At 72.0% G+C, this 16,509-nt stretch carries 17 protein-coding genes and 2 pseudogenes; 10 read left to right on the top strand and 9 right to left on the bottom strand.

The window, feature by feature from the left end:
• Positions 1 to 5: 5 nt before the first annotated feature.
• On the bottom strand, positions 6 to 701 hold the full coding sequence (gene nucS / locus BRM1_RS01315) for an endonuclease NucS (protein ID WP_268527410.1): 696 nt from the start codon (positions 699 to 701) through the stop codon (positions 6 to 8).
• A gap of 134 nt (positions 702 to 835) precedes the next feature.
• Between nucS and BRM1_RS01320 the strand changes: the two genes are divergently transcribed.
• Positions 836 to 1,141 (top strand): hypothetical protein, encoded by a 306-nt coding sequence (locus BRM1_RS01320; protein WP_268527412.1) that lies wholly within the window; start codon positions 836 to 838, stop codon positions 1,139 to 1,141.
• An 82-nt stretch (positions 1,142 to 1,223) separates the two neighbouring features.
• Here the strand turns inward: BRM1_RS01320 and BRM1_RS01325 are convergent, their stop codons facing one another.
• The gene (locus BRM1_RS01325) at positions 1,224 to 3,053 is read right to left on the bottom strand and encodes a cell division protein (RefSeq protein ID WP_268527414.1); all 1,830 of its coding nucleotides are present in this window, start codon (positions 3,051 to 3,053) and stop codon (positions 1,224 to 1,226) included.
• A gap of 285 nt (positions 3,054 to 3,338) precedes the next feature.
• Between BRM1_RS01325 and BRM1_RS01330 the strand changes: the two genes are divergently transcribed.
• The 3 genes and pseudogenes from BRM1_RS01330 to BRM1_RS01340 all read left to right on the top strand — a co-directional run bounded on the left by BRM1_RS01330 (position 3,339) and on the right by BRM1_RS01340 (position 5,039).
• Positions 3,339 to 4,526 (top strand): acetyl-CoA C-acetyltransferase, encoded by a 1,188-nt coding sequence (locus BRM1_RS01330; RefSeq protein WP_268527417.1) that lies wholly within the window; start codon positions 3,339 to 3,341, stop codon positions 4,524 to 4,526.
• Between the two features lie 2 nt (positions 4,527 to 4,528).
• Positions 4,529 to 4,669: pseudogene (locus tag BRM1_RS01335) on the top strand (thiamine-binding protein); the annotation flags it as partial.
• Between the two features lie 58 nt (positions 4,670 to 4,727).
• Entirely contained in the window at positions 4,728 to 5,039 is a 312-nt protein-coding gene (locus tag BRM1_RS01340; protein WP_268527420.1) for a thiamine-binding protein, read from the top strand.
• Between the two features lie 502 nt (positions 5,040 to 5,541).
• Here BRM1_RS01340 and BRM1_RS14030 read toward each other — a convergent pair.
• A complete protein-coding gene (locus BRM1_RS14030; protein WP_442864360.1) occupies positions 5,542 to 5,691 on the bottom strand; it encodes a sigma factor-like helix-turn-helix DNA-binding protein in 150 nt (49 codons plus the stop codon).
• A gap of 154 nt (positions 5,692 to 5,845) precedes the next feature.
• On the opposite strand from BRM1_RS14030, the gene BRM1_RS01345 reads away from it, so the two are divergent.
• From BRM1_RS01345 to BRM1_RS01365, 5 genes and pseudogenes are all read left to right on the top strand, one after another.
• Positions 5,846 to 7,012: a glutathione-independent formaldehyde dehydrogenase gene (locus BRM1_RS01345; RefSeq protein ID WP_268527423.1), complete on the top strand. Its 1,167-nt coding sequence runs from the start codon at positions 5,846 to 5,848 to the stop codon at positions 7,010 to 7,012.
• Between the two features lies 1 nt (position 7,013).
• Positions 7,014 to 7,583, top strand: a complete 570-nt coding sequence (locus tag BRM1_RS01350) for a type 1 glutamine amidotransferase domain-containing protein (RefSeq protein WP_268527426.1) — start codon at positions 7,014 to 7,016, stop codon at positions 7,581 to 7,583.
• Positions 7,580 to 7,882 (top strand): putative quinol monooxygenase, encoded by a 303-nt coding sequence (locus BRM1_RS01355; RefSeq protein ID WP_268527430.1) that lies wholly within the window; start codon positions 7,580 to 7,582, stop codon positions 7,880 to 7,882. Before BRM1_RS01350 ends, BRM1_RS01355 begins: the two co-directional genes overlap by 4 nt.
• 141 nt (positions 7,883 to 8,023) lie before the next feature.
• A complete protein-coding gene (locus tag BRM1_RS01360; protein WP_268527433.1) occupies positions 8,024 to 9,154 on the top strand; it encodes an NAD(P)/FAD-dependent oxidoreductase in 1,131 nt (376 codons plus the stop codon).
• 266 nt (positions 9,155 to 9,420) lie between these two features.
• Positions 9,421 to 9,606, top strand: a pseudogene (locus BRM1_RS01365) (thiamine-binding protein); the annotation flags it as partial.
• Positions 9,607 to 9,714: 108 nt separating this feature from the next.
• Here the strand turns inward: BRM1_RS01365 and BRM1_RS01370 are convergent.
• The 5 genes from BRM1_RS01370 to BRM1_RS01390 all read right to left on the bottom strand — a co-directional run bounded on the left by BRM1_RS01370 (position 9,715) and on the right by BRM1_RS01390 (position 14,299).
• Positions 9,715 to 10,638, bottom strand: coding sequence for an exonuclease domain-containing protein (locus BRM1_RS01370; protein WP_268527436.1), 924 nt, complete (start codon positions 10,636 to 10,638; stop codon positions 9,715 to 9,717).
• Between the two features lie 2 nt (positions 10,639 to 10,640).
• Positions 10,641 to 11,402, bottom strand: a complete 762-nt coding sequence (locus tag BRM1_RS01375) for a YggS family pyridoxal phosphate-dependent enzyme (protein WP_268527439.1) — start codon at positions 11,400 to 11,402, stop codon at positions 10,641 to 10,643.
• Complete coding sequence (locus BRM1_RS01380) at positions 11,399 to 11,995, bottom strand: VOC family protein (protein ID WP_268527442.1); 597 nt, start codon at positions 11,993 to 11,995, stop codon at positions 11,399 to 11,401. The genes BRM1_RS01375 and BRM1_RS01380 overlap by 4 nt, the downstream gene beginning before the upstream one ends.
• Positions 11,996 to 12,081: 86 nt before the next feature.
• Complete coding sequence (locus tag BRM1_RS01385) at positions 12,082 to 13,398, bottom strand: CynX/NimT family MFS transporter (RefSeq protein WP_268527444.1); 1,317 nt, start codon at positions 13,396 to 13,398, stop codon at positions 12,082 to 12,084.
• Between the two features lie 7 nt (positions 13,399 to 13,405).
• Positions 13,406 to 14,299 carry a dihydrodipicolinate synthase family protein gene (locus tag BRM1_RS01390; protein ID WP_160953006.1) on the bottom strand — a complete coding sequence of 298 codons (894 nt, stop codon included), beginning with the start codon at positions 14,297 to 14,299 and terminating at the stop codon, positions 13,406 to 13,408.
• Between the two features lie 187 nt (positions 14,300 to 14,486).
• Here BRM1_RS01390 and BRM1_RS01395 point away from each other — a divergent pair, with 187 nt between their 5' ends.
• A complete protein-coding gene (locus tag BRM1_RS01395; RefSeq protein WP_268527447.1) occupies positions 14,487 to 15,710 on the top strand; it encodes an aminotransferase-like domain-containing protein in 1,224 nt (407 codons plus the stop codon).
• Positions 15,711 to 15,731: 21 nt separating this feature from the next.
• Here BRM1_RS01395 and BRM1_RS01400 read toward each other — a convergent pair whose 3' ends face one another.
• Positions 15,732 to 16,508, bottom strand: coding sequence for a glycosyltransferase (locus BRM1_RS01400; RefSeq protein WP_268527451.1), 777 nt, complete (start codon positions 16,506 to 16,508; stop codon positions 15,732 to 15,734).
• Between the last annotated feature and the right edge of the window lies 1 nt (position 16,509).

Here is a 16,509-nt window from a genome sequence, read left to right on the forward strand (position 1 = left end):
CCGGCTCAGAACAGCCGCGACTCCGGGTCGTCCATCCCGCGCAGCTCGTCGTAGTCGAGCACCACGCAGCGGATCCCGCGGTCCTCGGCGAGCGTGCGCGCCTGCGGTCGGATCTCCTGCGCGGCGAACACCCCGGCCACGGGTGCCAGGAGCGGATCGCGGTTCATGAGCTCGAGGTAGCGGGTGAGCTGCTCGACGCCGTCCACGCCGCCGCGGCGCTTGATCTCCACCGCCACCGCCGCGCCGCGCGCGTCGCGGGCGAGGATGTCCACCGGCCCCACCGCGGTCATGTACTCCCGCCGGATCGTGGAGTACCCCTCGCCCAGGGTCTCGATGTGCTCGGCGAGCAGCTCCTGCAGGTGGGCCTCGGCCCCGTCCTTCGTGAGCCCGGGGTCCACGCCCAGCTCGTGCTGGGTGTCGGAGAGCACCTCGGCCACGGAGATGACGAGCCGGTCGTCGGTCTTGGCCTGCCGCACCGTCCAGATCTCCGCGATCCCGGCCTCGGCCTGCTCGGCGCTCGGCTCCGCGATCGTGAGCGCGGCCGGCGGCGTCATCCAGTTGAGCGGCTTGTACGACCCGCCGTCGGAGTGGACGAGGACGCTGCCGTCGGCCTTGAGCATGATGAGCCGGGGGGCCAGGGGCAGGTGGGCCGTCAGCCGGCCCGCGTAGTCGACGCTGCAGTTCGCTATCACCAATCGCACGGCACCAGCCTACCGAGCGCCGCCGTGCGAACGGCACCGCGGTGAGTGGAGCCACGCCGCGCGGTGGAGGGCAACGCGCCGGCCGGCGCCGGGCGGCGTGCGCGCGGCGGGCGGCCGAGACTACGCTTGCACCCATGCCCCGGTCCTCGTCCTCGCGCCGCGCGAACAAGTGGCAGCGGCCCCAGCGGGAGCTGGGCGCCGCGGTCAGCGCGCTGCGGCGCACCGTGGTCGAGCCCGACGGCACGTGGGTCATCCAGCAGGTGCGCGGCAGCGCCTCGGGCAAGGTCTACACGTGCCCCGGCTGCCACCAGGAGCTCGCGGCCGCCACGCCGCACACCATCGCCTGGCGCTCCGATGACGACTTCGGCTACGGCACGGGGGTCACGGGCCGGCGCCACTGGCACACGGCCTGCTTCAACGCCCGCACCCGCCGCATGTGAGCGCCCGAGGCGCGGGCCCAGCTCGCGCTGGGCCCGCGCCTCGGGCGCGGCTGGTGGTCGATGAGTGGGGTGGGTGCGGGGCTCAGCGCAGGCGCTTGTCGGCTTCCCCACCGTGGTCGAGCGAGCCGTCGAACTCGGCGCTGCCCTCGGCGTCGAAGACCTCGTCCTTCGCCCCGTCGGCCACCACCTCGTGGGCCTCCGTCGCCTGCGCGTCGATCGCCTGCGTGGTCGGCGCCTCCGCGCTCTGGCCGTCAGCGCTCTGCGCGCTCACGGCCTCGGCGTCGATGACGAGCGTGTCGGCGCGCGGCTCCCGCGGCGCTTCCTGCTCCTGCGCGCGGCCCGGCGCCTGTCCCGCGGCGGCGCCGTCGGCCGCATCCTGGGCCGAGTCGTGGGCCGTGTCCTGGCCTCGGCCCTGTCCTTCGCCGTAGTCCTGGTTTTGGTCCTGGGCGATCGGCGCGGCCTGGGCCTCGCTGACCTCCGCGTCATCGGCCGCGGCATCGGCGCGCTCGGCGATCGCGCGCAGCTCGGACTCGGACGCGATGCGCTCGGTGGGCACCGCGGCCTTCGCGGCCTGATCGGACTTGTCGTCGTCGAAGTCGACGCCCTCGAACAGCCCCGGTGCGGAGAACATCGAGCGCAGCTGCTCGAGCTGGGCGGTGATCGTGCGCCGTTGCTTGGTGAGCAGGTCGACCTGGGACTGGGCGGCCTGGACATTGCGCTTGGCCTCCGCGGAGGACTCCTCAATGGTCGCCTCGGCCGTGGCGCGGGCCTCCGCGATGAGGTCCTGGGCCCGCTTCCTGCCGTCGGCGATGATCGTGTCGGCCTTTTCCACGGCCTCCTGCCGCGCCGCCTCCGCGCGCTGGGCGGCCTCGCGGGCTTCCTCGTCGGCCTTCGCCGCGCGCGCCTTCGCCTCCTCGTGCAGGCGCCGGCTTTCCTCCGCGGCGCGGGCGAAGCGCTCCTGCTCGTCCTTCTCGTGCGCCTGGCGGCGCTCGGCGAGCTCGACGTCGAGCGCGTCGGCCGCGGCGCGCGCCGCGGCATGGGCCTCCTGCGCCTCGGTGCGCAGCCGCTCGGCCTCGGCATTCGCCTCGGCGGTGACGCGCTCGGCCTCGGCCGCGGCCTCCCGGGTGACGCGCTCGGCCTGCGCGCGCGCCCCCTCGGTGGCGACGCGGGCCTGCTCCTGGGCCTCGGAGGTGACCTGCTGCGCGTGCGCATCGGCCTCCTTCGTCACCCGCTCGGCCTGGGCGCGCGCCGAGCTCAGGCGCTCCTCGGCCTCCTCCTTGGCCCGCGCGGTGAGCTGGGCGGCCTCCGCGCCCGCGTCGGCGCTGCGGCTGGCGAGCTCGCGCTTGAGCGACTCGCGGGCCTCGGCGGCCTCCGCGGCGACGGTCTCGCGCAGCTGCGAGGCCTCGCGCTCGGCGGCGGCGCGGATCTCCTCGGCGCGGGTCTCGGCCGACGCGATCGTCTCCGCGGCGCGCAGCTCCGCCGACTGCGTCGTGGCCTCGGCCTCCGAGCGGGCGCTGTTGAGCGTGTCGTTGCTCTCCGTGTGCATGCGCGCGCGGGCGCTCGCGGCATCGGCGCGGGCCTTGTTGCGGATCGTCTCCGCATCCGCGGTCGCCTGGGCCAGGGTCTCGCGCGCCTGGGACTCGGCGATCTTGAGCAGGTGGTCGATGCGGCTGCCGGGCGCGCCCTGCGCCTCGCCCTGGTCCGTGCTCGCCTTCTTCAGCTGCGCCCTGGCCTCGGAGAGCTCGCCGGCGATCTGGAGCTTGGCGCGGTCGGCGGTGATGACCTGGGAGCGCGCGTCGGCCAGCGCCTTGCGCAGCGAGTCGATCTCCTGGCGGAGCTGGCCGATGCGAGCCTCGACCTCGTTCTTCTCATAGCCGCGCATGGCTGTGCGGAACTCATCGGAAGGCGACACGGTCCATCTCCTGTCTGTTGGCCTCTGTGTCAGCGGTGACACCCGCAGGCGCACGCCTGTCTGCTGGTCCCCACTCTATCGACCCAAACCGCGGGCGGGCTGAGCGCCGCGCCCGGGCGGGCGCCCCCGGTGGCGCGCCGCGCTGCGGGGGACTGCACTAGGGTGGGCCTCGACGGCCCGGCGCGCAGCGCACGGGCGGCCCGCGCCGCGGGGCATCGCCGCCCGCAGCGCCCATCGCGCGGATGCCGCGCACACCCGCGCACCGAGCGCAGACGAGGAGCGAACATGGAAGACGCAGTCATCGTTGCAGGCGCACGCACGCCGCTGGGCCGGATGTCCGGCGCGCTGGGCTCGCTGAGCGCCCCGGAGCTGGGCGCCCACGCGATCGGAGCGGCCATCGAGCGGGCCGGGATCTCGCCCGAGCAGGTGCAGTTCGTCGTCATGGGCGAGGTGCTGCAGGCCGGCCAGGGGCAGGGCCCCGCGCGCCAGGCCGCGGCCAAGGCCGGGATCCCCATGAGCGTGCCCGCGGAGACGATCAACAAGCTCTGCCTCTCCGGGATCTCCGCCATCACCCATGCGGCCATGCTCGTGCGCTCCGGCGAGTACGACATCGTCGTGGCCGGTGGACAGGAGTCCATGACGAACGCCCCGCACATGCTCGAGCACTCCCGCGCCGGCTACAAGTACGGCACGATCGCCGTGCGCGACCACATGGACTACGACGGGCTGTGGGACGCGTTCACCGATCAGGCGATGGGCGGTCTGACCGACGATGCGAACAAGGGCGACCGGGAGTTCAGCCGCGCGGAGCAGGACGCGTTCGCCGCGCAGTCCCACCAGCGCGCCGCGGCGGCGTGGGAGGCCGGCCGCTTCGACGAGGAGGTCGCGCCGGTGACCGTGAAGTCGCGCAAGGGCGAGACGGTCGTGGACCGCGACGAGGGCGTGCGCCCGGACACGACGGCCGAGGGGCTGGGCAAGCTCAAGCCGGCCTTCCGCAAGGACGGCACGATCACGGCGGGCTCGGCCTCGCAGATCTCCGATGGCGCGGCAGCGCTCGTCATCATGAGCCGGACGAAGGCCGAGGAGCTCGGCGCCCCCATCCTCGCGGAGATCCGCGCCCACGCGTGGACCGCCGGGCCCGATTCGACGCTCCAGCACCAGCCCTCCCAGGCCATCAAGGCGGCGGCGCAGCGCGAGGGCGTCGACGCCGCGGCGTTCGACCTCTACGAGATCAACGAGGCGTTCGCCGCCGTGTCGCTGGCGAGCATGAAGGACCTCGGGATCGATGCCGAGAAGGTCAACGTCAACGGCGGCGCGATCGCGCTGGGGCATCCCATCGGGGCCTCCGGGGCGCGCGTGGTGCTCGCGATCGTCAGCGAGCTGGGCCGGCGCGGCGGCGGCAAGGGCGTCGCGGCCCTGTGCGGCGGCGGCGGCCAGGGCGATGCGCTCGTGCTCGACGTCGCGGGGCGCTGACGATGCTCGCGGCATTCTCCGTGGCCCCCTCCGGCGGTGCCGACGCGGGCGACGGCTCCGTCCACGAGGCGGTGGCCGCCGCCGTGCGCATCGTCCGGGAATCCGGGCTGCCCAACCGCACCGACGCGATGTTCACAAGTATCCTCGATCGAGGACATGGGTCTTTCATCCGGTCCGCAGGAATCTGAGGAGGGAACCGCCATGTTGCTTGCATTCTCCGTTGCCCCGTCCGGAACTGGCTGCGAAGATGGATCAGTCCACGATGCTGTCGCTGCCGCAGTGAAGGTCGTCCGCGACTCCGGTTTGCCCAATAGGACGTCGAGCATGTTCACCGAGGTTGAAGGTACCTGGGACGAGGTCTTCGGCGTGGTGAAGCGTGCTACAGAGGCCGTTGAGCCATTCGGCTCGCGGGTCTCTCTCGTCATCAAGGCTGACATTCGTCCAGGCTACGAGGGCGAGCTGGACGCCAAGGTCGAACGGCTCGAACAGGCGATCTCGGAGTCGGATGAGTAGTAACTGCTCCCGGAGCCGTCCGAGACGGTGATCCTCAACTGGACGTGCTCTCGATGCGATGGGCCTCCTCGTCCCTCGTGACGAGGAGGCCCCTGCCTTTTCCTCGGATACCACGCCGAGCACAGCCCCCAGGGAGACGCCAGTGGTTGCTCCGATCTCGCGGATGGACTGGCCCCGTTCCCGACGAGCGAGGATGACAGTGCGCTTGTCGTCGTCGATCACCCGCGGCCGGCCACCGTCCTTGCCGCGCTTCCGTGCTACTTCCAGCCCGTTCTTCGACGCGCTCCCGCCACGCATTCGCTTAGGGCGGCGGCGCTGTTGTAGAACTACGAGCTACCGCTTGCCCTCGAATGGGTCCACGACGCTGTGGACACCGTGGGTCGGGCATGCGAGGGCGATTCTGACGCCTTGCCCTTCTCCGGCATCGAACGGCTCCGGCTCACAGTCCGCTCCGCGCTCGCCGCAGGTGCGGTACTCCTCGTCTACAGGCTCGAACATTGGCTCAGACCCCCGTCTTCGTCTGACGCTCATGCGCGGCAACCACCCCGTGCACGGCTCCCACAGAGATACCAGCGGCTGCTGCGATTTCGCGGATGGACTCGCGCTTCTCTCGACGGGCGAGGATGACTGTGCGCTTTCTGGGATCGAGCAGCGGACCCGGGCACTATCCCGGCTCGATCGCTACACATCAACTCAAGGCGAGCCCCTTGACACGAGATTCCTGGGGGCGTTTGCTGCCTATGGGGCCGGCATCGGAGAGGCCTTGCCAGAAATACATCGATCAACACAATCGGATCGGAGTAGACATGAAAGCAGTGGTGTACGAGGGACCCCGTCAGGTCAGCACGAAGGACGTCCCGGACGCGAAGATCGAGCGACCCACCGATGTCCTGGTCAGGGTCACGACGACGAACATCTGCGGCTCGGACCTCCACATGTACGAGGGGCGGACCTCCTTCGAAGTAGGCCGGACGTTCGGTCACGAGAACATGGGGGAGGTCATCGAAGTCGGTAGCGGCGTGGAGAAGGTCAGGGTCGGAGACCGGGTTGTGCTCCCGTTCAACATCTCGTGCGGATTCTGTAAGAACTGCGAACGCGGCCTGACCAACTACTGTCTCACCACCCAGCCCGAACCATCATTCGCCGGAGCGGCCTATGGGTTCGCCGACATGGGTACCTATGGCGGTGGCCAAGCGGAGCTGCTCCGCGTGCCTTTCGGTGACCACAACGCGCTGCGCCTGGGCGAGGATGCGGAGGAGAGGGAGAACGATTACGTCATGCTCTCTGACATCTTCCCCACCGGCTACCACGCCACCGAGATGGCCGGCGTGATACCCGGCGACAGCGTTGTGATCGCTGGGGCGGGTCCGGTCGGATTGATGGCCGCCCTGTCCGCGATGATCAAGGGCGCAGCAAAGGTGATGGTGGTCGATCGCCACCCTGACCGGCTCGCGCTGGCCGAGCAGATCGGTGCGATTGCCATCGACGACTCCAAGGTCGACCCCGTGCAGGCGGTGCTGGACGAGACGATGGGGCTCGGAGCTGACCGTGGTTGCGAATGCGTGGGCTACCAGGCCCATGATCCCCAGGGCAACGAGGACAACGCCGCCACGCTGAACATGCTCATCAACTCGGTCCGCTTCACCGGAGGAATCGGCACCGTTGGCGTGTTCGTCCCCCAGGACCCGGGTGCCAAGGGCGAATTGGCCAAGCAGGGCAAGGCAGCCATCGACTTCGGCACACATTGGTTCAAGGGGCAGACGATGGGAACCGGTCAAGCCCCGGTGAAGCGGTACAACCGCCAGTTGCGAGACCTGATCGCGGCCGGCAAGGCGACCCCTTCCTGGATCGTCTCCCACGAAATCTCGCTGGACCAAGCCGCCGATGCCTACAAGAACTTCGACGCCAGGTCCAAGGGTTGGACCAAGGTCCTCATCAAGCCCGGCATGTCGAACGGAAAGAAGGAAAACTGAGATGGCAGCAGATTTTCAGGGCAAGAGAGTCGTGATCCTCGCCGCCGACGGAGTCGAACGCGTTGAGCTCGAGCAACCCCGCGAAGCACTGGAACGGGCCGGCGCTCAGACCGAGGTCCTCTCGATCCACGACGGCGAGATCAAGGCCCGTAAGAACGACCTGGATGAAGCGGGCACGTTCACCGTCGACGGGTTGGTCGCCGACGCCTCGGTGGGCGACTACGGCGCCCTGCTGCTTCCCGGCGGCACGGTGAACCCCGACCAGCTCCGGGTCGACAAGGACGCCGTTTCCTTCGTCCGCGACTTCGTCGAGAGTGGCAAGCTCGTGGCGGCGATCTGTCACGGGCCCTGGACATTGATCGAGGCTGGCGTGGTCGGAGGTCGCACCTTGACGTCCTTCCCGAGCATCCGCACGGACCTGCGCAACGCCGGTGCGGACGTCGTCGACCAGGACGTCGTGGTCGACGGGAACCTGATCACCAGCCGCTCACCCGACGACCTGCCTGCGTTCTGTGACACGATCGTGGCGAAATTTGCGAGCAATTCGACCCAGGGAGAGGTGACGTCATGAGCGTGACGACGGGACTGCTTGTCAGGCTGGAGGCCCTGCCCGGCAAGGAAGACGAGGTCCAGGAATTTCTCGGCATCGGGCGGGGGCTCGTCGAGGAGGAACCGGCCACCATCGCGTGGTTCGCGATCCGTCTCGGCCCGTCCTCATTCGGGATCTTCGACGTGTTCCCCGATGACGCCGGCCGCGACGCGCACCTGTCCGGCGCAGTCGCTGCCGCTCTCGGCGAGCAGACCGGCAAACTGTTCAGCGAACCGACGATCGAGAAGCTCGACGTCCTGGGCTCCAAACTCCCCGCCTGACACCACAGAGCGGGAGTACTGGCCCAGGAAGGAGGGGTCGCCGCGCGCGGTGACTTCGGGCTGACACAGCCCGCTGACGTCGTGGCAGCGGCCCCTTCTCTTGCGGCCTATCGCTAATCACCAACAGATCGGGGAACCGCGATGACAGGAACTGACGACGGCGTTGCCACGACGCGTTCACCCGAGGTAGCAGTGATCGGGGGCGGGATCGTCGGTCTGTCCACGGCGTACGCGCTGCGGGAGCAGGGCGTGCCGGTGCGCTTGTACGAGGCTGGTCTGCCGGGGACGGGTCAGTCCGCAGGCGAGGCGCGGATCTTCCGGCATGCCCACGACGACCCGCGCCTCGTCGCTTTCGCGCGCGAAAGCCGCGGCATATGGGATGAGTGGGCCGAACACTTCGACGTCGAGCTGGTCTCATCAGACGGTGTCCTGGCGATCGGAGACAGCGCCCTGGCGCGGCTGCGGGTGCTCGACCAGGTCGGCGGCGTGGAAGCACACGAGATCGACGCGGCCGAGGTCGCCCAGCGGATGCCGCTGCTCGCCGGGTACTCGGGGCCAGCGGTGCTCGATAAGTCGGGCGGCGCGATCCGTACCCGAGCCGCGATCACGGCACTCACGGGTGCCCTCGCAGATGCAATCACCACCGGTGAGGTCATCTCCATCGATCCCCGCGCCGACGGGACGGTCGAGGTGCGCAGCGTCACCGACCGGGCTGTCTACTCCAAGGTGGTCGTGTGCGCCGGCCGCGAAACCGCCCGCCTGGCACGCAGCGTCGGCCTGTCGCTGCCGGTTCGCCTTGCCGCACACGTCAGGCTGACCTTCGACGTGAAAGCCGCCGCCCCGGCACGAGTCGCGTGCCTGCAGGACAGCAGCGGCGTCTTCGGCGAAGTCGGCGTCTACGCGACGCCGCTACCGGGCAACAGCAACTATTCGGTCGGACTCAGCGACACCGTCGGCGTCCGCGACGACGGAACTTTCATCGACCCGGCGGCGATTCGATCGCTGGACGAACGCGCACGCGAATACGTGACACGGGCGCTGCCCGGTCTCCACCCAGAGCCGCGCGACTTCCTTCACTGCTGGGTGACCGACCTCCCGTGGAGTGAGGACGGCGTGGCCGTGTGGGAGGCAGGCTCTGTCCTTTTTGTGGCCGGTCACAATTTGTTCAAGCAGGCACCTGCGTTGGGTCGCGCTCTTGCCCGGGCTGCGACCGGCGGCGGTCTCCACGCCGAGCTCACGCCCGAAGCGCGCCTCGGCGAGGCCCAGAGCTAGGACGTGTCCCCCAATCGCCGGGGGTGACCCGCGATTCTGGCCGGCAAACTGTCGAGTGTGTCGCTGTGCGATGTTCAGATCGCACAGCGACACACTCGTGACATTGGGGTCACGTTGGTGGCTGCCTGCAGTGCGGCGGCAAGGTAGTCCGCGGAAGCACCGACGCCCTTGTCCAGCTCCGCGGCGACGACCGTGTTGCCCGCATCGAGCAGCGGTTCGTCCTGGCTAGGGTTTCTCGCAGCGGCGCTCGAACAACGACCACCCACACGACCCTCGAGGGCGAGTGGGATGAGGTCTTCGACGTCATCAAGCGCGCCACCGAGGCCGTGGGCGCGTTCGGCCCGCGCGTCTCGCTCGTCATCAAGGCCGACATCCGGCCCGGGCACACCGGCGAGCTGACCGGCAAGCTCGAACGCCTCGAGAACGCGATCGCCCAGGCGGACGCGGACTGAGGCGCCGGCCCGCGCCGGCATCGCGGATGCCGGCGCGGGCATCGTCGCGTTTCCGATCGTCGGGCCGCTCGCGTGGCTGGTGCTCCAGCGCCGGGCGCGGCGGGTCCGCTAGCCGCCCAGCAGCAGGCGGATGTCGTCGGCGCCCAGCAGCGCGATCGGCTGCCCGGCCGCACGATAGGCGGCGGCCCTGCGCTCCTTGCCCGTGCCGGCCTCTAACGGATAGCCCGCCTCGACGCTTCCCACGCCGCCGATCACCAAGACCTCCGTGGCCTTCGTCACGCTCGACTGGACGATGGCACCGCGCGCGGCGAGGGCCGCGAACAGCTCGGCGCGGGTGAACCCCGCCACGTCGCCCGTGAGGACGATGCGCCGCCCGTGCAGGGGATGGGCGGGATCGGCCGCCGGGTCCGGCGGCAGCGGCTTCGCGTTCTTCCCCGCCCAACCGGGCCGGCTCGCACCCGGAGCCGGCTGCGGCCAGAGGTCGGCCACCGTGTGGAGGCCGGCCCGCCTGGCGACCTCGACGGCGATCTGCGCGCAGGCGAGCGCATCGGCGGCCGCATCATGGTGGGCGAAGGGCGCGGCGCCCAGGTGCTCGCTCACGGTGGGCAGCTTGTGATTGGGCAGCCCGGGCAGGTGCCGGCGCGCAAGCGGGACGGTGTCGCGCCAGTCGTTGGCGGGCATCGGCACGCCGGTCAGGCCACACGCGGCGGCCATCACCCCGCGGTCGAACGGCGCGTTGTGGGCCACGAACGACAGGCCCCCGGCGATGCCCATGAGGCGCTCCACGGAGTCCGCCCAGCTCAGGCCGCCGCCGCGGACAATCGCATCCGGGGTGATCCCGTGGATCCGGATGTTCCACGCATCGAAGGCATCGAGCCCGGTGGGCGGGACGATGAACCAGCCGTCGGCTGCCACCACGGTACCGTCGCGCACCACGGCCACGCCCACCTGGCACGCCGAGGCGCTCGTGCGATTGGCTGTCTCGAAGTCGATCGCGACGAAGTCGAGTCCCGCGGCCGGCACCCCCGCCACGCTCAGCCCTCCGCCGGCCAGTAGTGGGCGTCCGAGGTCGCCCGCGCTCCGAAGATCGCCTGGCCCACGCGCACCACGTCGGCGCCTTCCTCGATGGCCGTCTCGAAGTCCCCGGACATCCCCATGGACAGCTCGCCGGGTCCGAGCAGATCCGGTTCCTCCTGGCGGGTGCGATCGCGCAGCTCGCGCAGGAGCCGGAAGCAGCCGCGCACCCGCTCGGCATCCGCGCTCAGAACCGCCAGTGTCATGAGCCCGCGGCCCCGGAGGCGGTCGAAGGCCGGCAGCTCACGGAGGAAGCCGGCCAGCTCCTCGGGGGCGAGGCCGTACTTCGAGGCCTCACCGGACGTGTTGACCTGCACGTAGACGTCCAGCGTGCGCTCGGCGGCGACGAGGCGGCGCTGGAGGGCCTCGGCCAGGCGCAGCGAGTCCAGCGCGTGGAACTCCGCCGCGAAGCCGGCGACCTCGCGGGCCTTGTTGCGCTGCAGGTGGCCGATGATCGCCCACTCCAGGGGCAGGTCGGCCAGCTCGCTGTGCTTGCGGTCGGCCTCCTGGACCTTGTTCTCACCCAGCCGGGTGCAGCCGGCGGCCGCGGCGAGCCGGATCCGCTCCGCGGGGACCGTCTTGCTCACCGGCAGCAGGCGCACCCGGTCCCCCTTGCGGCCGGCGCGAGCGGCGGCGGCGTCCATGCGGGCGCGGACCCGGGCGAGATTGCGGGCGAAGTCCTCCGTCGACTCGGCGGTGGGGTAGCGCTCCTCGGCGCTCATCGCGGCTTGCCGGCCGCGTCGCTGTCCGCGGCCCGGGCGGGGGCATCCGAGGCGTCGCGCGGGGAGGGCATCCACACCTCGGCCTCGCTGTCCGGCGGGTAGTAGTGGCCGCCCGGGATCGTCTGGAGCTCGATGAGCATGCCCCAGGGAGCGCGCACGTAGACGCTGCCGTTGCCCGGGGTGTCCTCGTGCCGGCTATTGCCGTGCACCTCGCTCAGGGGCTCACCGCCCGCCGCGCGCAGCCGCTGCAGGCACCCGTCGATGTCGTCGCAGTAGAGGCTCATGTGGTTGAGGCCCAGATCGGCGAGGCCGCTGGCCGCGCGCTGGTCTCCCTCGATCTGGAAGACCTCGAGACCCGGCCCGTCGCCGACCGCGAACATCCGCTGCCGCACGATCCTGGCGCCCGGCGGGAGGCCCAGTTGGCGCTCGACCTCGGCGCCCTGGCGCGGTTCGTCTGCGGCGGTGAGGCCGTCATAGGCGATGCGGGCGCCCAGTCCGTCCTGCAGGAACCGGGTGGCCGCATCCAGGTCCGGCACGGTGATGCCGAGGTGCTGGATCCCGCGGGGCAGGGGCAGGGGTGCGCGCTCGGACATGCTCGTCGTTCCTTCGCTCGGGGCTCCAATGGCTGCGGCTCAGCCTACTCCGGGCCCGCGCGGCGCCTCCCATCCCGGGCGGGCGTTCACTGGACCATGCGGGGCCGGGAGGCGAGGACCCCGAACAGCAGCTGCAGCGCTCCGGCGCCGATGAGCACGAGGAGTCCCGGGGTCCACGAGCCGCCGGCCGCGTCGTGCAGCGCGCCGATGAGGATCGGCCCCACCGCCGCGATCGCGTAGCCCACCGCCTGCGCCATGCCGGACAGCGCGGCCGCCGCGGCGTGGTCACGGGTGCGCAGGCCGAACAGCGAGAGCGCCAGCACAATCGTCGCCCCGCCGGCGAACCCGGACGCGCAGGCCCAGACGACGCCGGCCTGCGGCGCGAGGATGAGGCCCACGTAGGCGCCGATGAGCACGAGCGAGCAGCCCGCGGCGATCAGGCGCTGGTCGGAGGTGCGGTGGGTGAGCGAGGAGCACAGCAGGTTGCCCACGAGCGCGCACAGGTTGAACAGCAGCAGGTGGAAGCCGGCCCGCGCCGCGGTGATCCCTGCGGACTGCTCCATGGAGGACAGCCAGGCGATGAGCACGTAGAACGCCAGCGACTGCAGGCCCATGAACAGCGTGACCTGCCAGGCCAGCGGGCTCGTCCACATCGCCCGGGCGCGGGTGCGGGCACGGTGGGAGCCCGCCGCCGAGGCGCTGGCCGGCACGGGCGCGCCGGCGTCGGCCCGCGCCTCGGCGGGGCCCGCTGCGGCGTGGGCGAGCACCGTGGGCGGGTGGGGCCTGGCGCGCAGGCGCGGGGCGAAGACGGCAAGCGCGATGAGTGCGAGGCCGGCCCAGACGCCCAGGGCCAGCCGCCAGCCGCTGGGGTGCTCGCCGGCCAGCGGCACGGCCAGCCCGGAGGCCAGCGCCGCCATGGCGGACTGGACGGAGGCGTAGAGGCCGGTGATGGGCGCGATGCGGTCGGGGTAGTCGCGCTTGACGAGCGCGGAGAGCAAGACGTTGAGCAGCGCGATCGCGACGCCCAGCAGCGCGGTGCCCACCCACAGGAGGAGCTGCGGCGGGGTGGAGCGCAGGACGATGCCGCAGGCGAGGATGGCCAGTGCCAGGCCCAGGGCGCGCTCGAGGCCCAAGCGCGCGGCGACCGCGGGGGCGATGGGGGATACGAGGGCGAATGCGACGAGCGGCGTGCTCACGATGACCGAGGCGGCCACCGCGCTCAGGTGCTGATCGGCGCGGATGAGGCCGACGACGGGGCCCACGCTCGTGATGCCCGCCCGCAGGTTCGACGCGATGAGCAGGAGCCCCACGAGGGCCAGCGCGCCGCGCACGCGCGGCCGGGCTGCGGACGCCGCGGCCTCGGACTCGGGCGGCGGGCCGGGCGGATTCCGGGGTGCGCTCACGGGCGCCTCAGCCGTCCAGCCCGAGGTCGGCGACGATCCCCGCCAGCCGGGCACGCTCGCCCTCGCCCAGGCCGCGGATGGGCAGCGGCAGGCACGGCCGGGCCACGAGCCCCAGCTGTTCGGCGATTGCGGCGGTGGGGCGCAGGCTGCCGTGGGCCGCGAACATCTCCCACAGGGGCGCGAGGCGCTCGGATGCGGCGTGCGCGGCCGCGCGGTCCCCGGCCAGGGCCGGGCGGGCGATCGCGAGGGCCGCCTGGGGCAGGGTGCCGGCGATGACGGAGTACCAGGCGTCGCAGCCGGCGGCCAGGCCCGCGGCGCCGCACGCATCGCCGGAGACGCCCAGGGTCACGCGGTCGGGCAGCAGCGCGCGCAGGCGGTCGATCCGCGCCCGGGCCTCACCGGGGTCCGCGGGCACGCCGGGGATCTTGATCGACGCCACCCCGGGCAGCTTCGCGATGGCCGCGTAGAGCTCATCGTCGAAGGCGAAGTGCGTGGTCCCGGGATTGTCGTAGACGGCAAGGGGCACGGAGAGCTCGGCGGTGACATCAGCGTAGAGACCGTAGACGTCATCGTGGGTGAGCGCCTGATAGGAGACGGGCGCCAGCAGCACCCCGGCGGCGCCGGCGCGCTGGGCGTCCTCGGCGGCCTCGAGCACATGGCGCGTGCGCAGCGCCCCGATGCCCACCATGACGGGCACCTCGCCGGCGGCGGCGACGGCGAGGTGTGCCGTGCGCGCCCGCTCGGTCCGCGTGAGGTAGGCATAGGACCCGGTGGAGCCCAGCGCCGTGATCGCGTCGACCCCGGCGGCGGCCAGCCGCTCGATGAGGCCGGTAAAGGCGGCCTCGTCGATGCCGTCCTCGGCGAGCGGCGTGAGGGGGAAGGCGTTGAGGCCGGTGAACATCGTGGCTCCTTGCGGGGTACGGGTGCTGGCGCGGCGGTTGTGGGGGCGGCGCGCGGCCGGGGCAGGCCCTGTGTCGTGCAGGGCCTGCACCGCGGTGCTCAGCCTATGCGCCGGCACCGGGGCGCGCCCGAACTCGTCCGGGGTCCGAAACGCCCGCACAGGCCGCCCCACTACGATGGACACCACGATGACGAGCGCAGACGAACCCACACGCTATGCCCGGGCCTTCGAGCCGAAGCCGTTGAGCCGCATCTTCGAGATCGCCCTGGAGGGCGGCTACATCTCGTTCGCCAGCGGCGATCCCAACCCCGCGTTCACGGACACCGGCTGGATGGCCGAGGAGGCCGCGCGGCTGCTGCGCCAGCCGGGTGATCCCATGCTCCAGTACGGCTCCGGCGCGGGCCAGCCCTCCACGCGCGAGGCGATCGTCGAGCTCATGGCCGACCAGCGCGCGGACCTCGCCGCGGATGCCGTCCAGGTGTTCTCCGGCGCGCAGAACGCCCTCGATGTCATCACCCGCCTGCTCGTGAGCCCCGGCGATGCCGTCTTCGTCGACGAGGACACCTACCCGGCGATGCTCAACCTGCTGCGGGCGGCCGGGGCGCACGTCATCCCGGTCGCCACCGACGCGGAGGGGCTGGTGCCCGAGGCGCTCGACGCGGCCCTCGCGCGGGCCGGCCGGGAGGGGCGCGCGCCGCGCATGCTCTACACGATCCCGGACTTCAACAATCCGCGCGGCACGACGCTGGCGGAGGACCGCCGGCCGCGGGTGGTCGAGGCCTGCCGCGCCGCGGGTGCGCTCATCGTCGAGGATGCGGCCTACTCCCAGCTCGCGTTCGACGGCCGCAGGCGCCCCTCGCTGTGGTCGTATGACCCGCAGGCCGTCTTCCACCTGGGCTCGTTCTCCAAGATCCTGGCGCCCGGCCTGCGGGTCGGTTGGGCCGTCTGCCCCGATGCGTATCGCGCTCTCGTGCAGAACGCCGCGAACAGCAGCGTCATCTCGCCCAACGTGCTGGCCCAGGAGCTCGCGGCCCGGTTCGTTGAGCGCGGCGGCTGGCGCGAGGCGATTCGCGAATCCGCGCGCCGCTACAGCCGCCAATTCGAGGCATTCGCTGCGGCCCTGCGCACCCACGACGATGTGGGCCTGCACTACGTGCGCCCCGAGGGCGGCTTCTTCTGCTGGCTCGATCTGCCCGGGGGCGCGGACGCCCAGCGCGTGCTCGACCGGGCGCTCGAGCGCAAGCTCGTGTTCCTCCCGGGCACCATGTTCCGCATCGACGGCGCCACCAGCAGCTCGGTCCGCGCCGCGTTCTCCTTCGAGACCGAGGAGCACCTAGACGAGGGCGTGGCGCGCCTCGTGGGCGCCGTGCGCGCCGAACTGGCGGGCGAAGACTCCGCAGGCCGCGGCTGAGCGCGGCCTGCCGGGCGCGGCCTACTGGACGCTCAGGCGCGCGAGGTAGCTGGCGAAGCCGCCGGCCACACGGCTGCGGGGCCGGGCGGAGGTGGTGACCGGCGCCTCGGCCGTCGCCTGCACGGGCAGCCCGCGGGCGCGGATCCGCTCGACGATGTCGACGTCCTCGCCCACGTGCAGCGGCGCGAAGCCGCCCACCGCGCGGTACGCGTGGGCGGAGATGCCCAGATTGGCGCCGAAGACGTGGGGATGCCCGGGCCCCAGCGTGTGCTGGGAGGCCCAGCGCTGCGCGTCCGCCGCGGTGAAGTCCTCGCCCAGGAGCGGTTCGACCGTGCCGACGCGGGCGTCCCACCCGGCCTGGGCGGCGCGCACGTGATCGACCAGCCACGTTGCGGGCACCGTGCTGTCTGCATCGGTGCAGGCCAGCCACAGTTCCGGCGCCGGGGCTGCCGCGGCTTTCGCCTGCGGTGGCGTTTGCCGCTGCTGTGGGACTGCCGCCTGCTGCGGGACCGGCCCCGGCCGCGGGGCTGCCGCCGGCCCGTCCAGCGCAGCCGCGGCTCCGGCGGCTCGGGCGGCCCCCGCACAGCGCTCCTGCACCCGGATGGCCTGCACCCCCGGGTGCTGCCGGACGATCTCCTCGGTGGCATCGGTGCACGCATCGAGGACGACGACGACGTGCGAGGACCAGCCTGGGGCTTCCACCGCGAGGACCCGCCGCGCTGTGTCGAGGGCGGCAAGGCACGCCCCGATGTGGTCCTCTTCGTTGCACGCGGGCACGACCGCGCAGATGGCGCCCACG

Origin of the sequence: Brevibacterium sp. BRM-1, assembly GCF_026802075.1 — a bacterium.
GTDB classification, from domain to species: domain Bacteria; phylum Actinomycetota; class Actinomycetes; order Actinomycetales; family Brevibacteriaceae; genus Brevibacterium; species Brevibacterium rongguiense.

What these genes read in the sequence shown, in the direction of transcription:
- BRM1_RS01355 (WP_268527430.1), top strand. Translation starts at nt 7,580, where the DNA reads ATGAGCGTGACGACGGGACTGCTTGTCAGGCTGGAGGCCCTGCCCGGC.
- BRM1_RS01320 (WP_268527412.1), top strand. Translation starts at nt 836, where the DNA reads ATGCCCCGGTCCTCGTCCTCGCGCCGCGCGAACAAGTGGCAGCGGCCC.
- BRM1_RS01360 (WP_268527433.1), top strand. Translation starts at nt 8,024, where the DNA reads ATGACAGGAACTGACGACGGCGTTGCCACGACGCGTTCACCCGAGGTA.
- BRM1_RS01350 (WP_268527426.1), top strand. Translation starts at nt 7,014, where the DNA reads ATGGCAGCAGATTTTCAGGGCAAGAGAGTCGTGATCCTCGCCGCCGAC.
- BRM1_RS01390 (WP_160953006.1), bottom strand. Translation starts at nt 14,299, where the DNA reads ATGTTCACCGGCCTCAACGCCTTCCCCCTCACGCCGCTCGCCGAGGAC.
- BRM1_RS01345 (WP_268527423.1), top strand. Translation starts at nt 5,846, where the DNA reads ATGAAAGCAGTGGTGTACGAGGGACCCCGTCAGGTCAGCACGAAGGAC.
- BRM1_RS01395 (WP_268527447.1), top strand. Translation starts at nt 14,487, where the DNA reads ATGACGAGCGCAGACGAACCCACACGCTATGCCCGGGCCTTCGAGCCG.
- BRM1_RS01330 (WP_268527417.1), top strand. Translation starts at nt 3,339, where the DNA reads ATGGAAGACGCAGTCATCGTTGCAGGCGCACGCACGCCGCTGGGCCGG.
- BRM1_RS01380 (WP_268527442.1), bottom strand. Translation starts at nt 11,995, where the DNA reads ATGTCCGAGCGCGCACCCCTGCCCCTGCCCCGCGGGATCCAGCACCTC.
- BRM1_RS01375 (WP_268527439.1), bottom strand. Translation starts at nt 11,402, where the DNA reads ATGAGCGCCGAGGAGCGCTACCCCACCGCCGAGTCGACGGAGGACTTC.
- BRM1_RS01340 (WP_268527420.1), top strand. Translation starts at nt 4,728, where the DNA reads ATGTTGCTTGCATTCTCCGTTGCCCCGTCCGGAACTGGCTGCGAAGAT.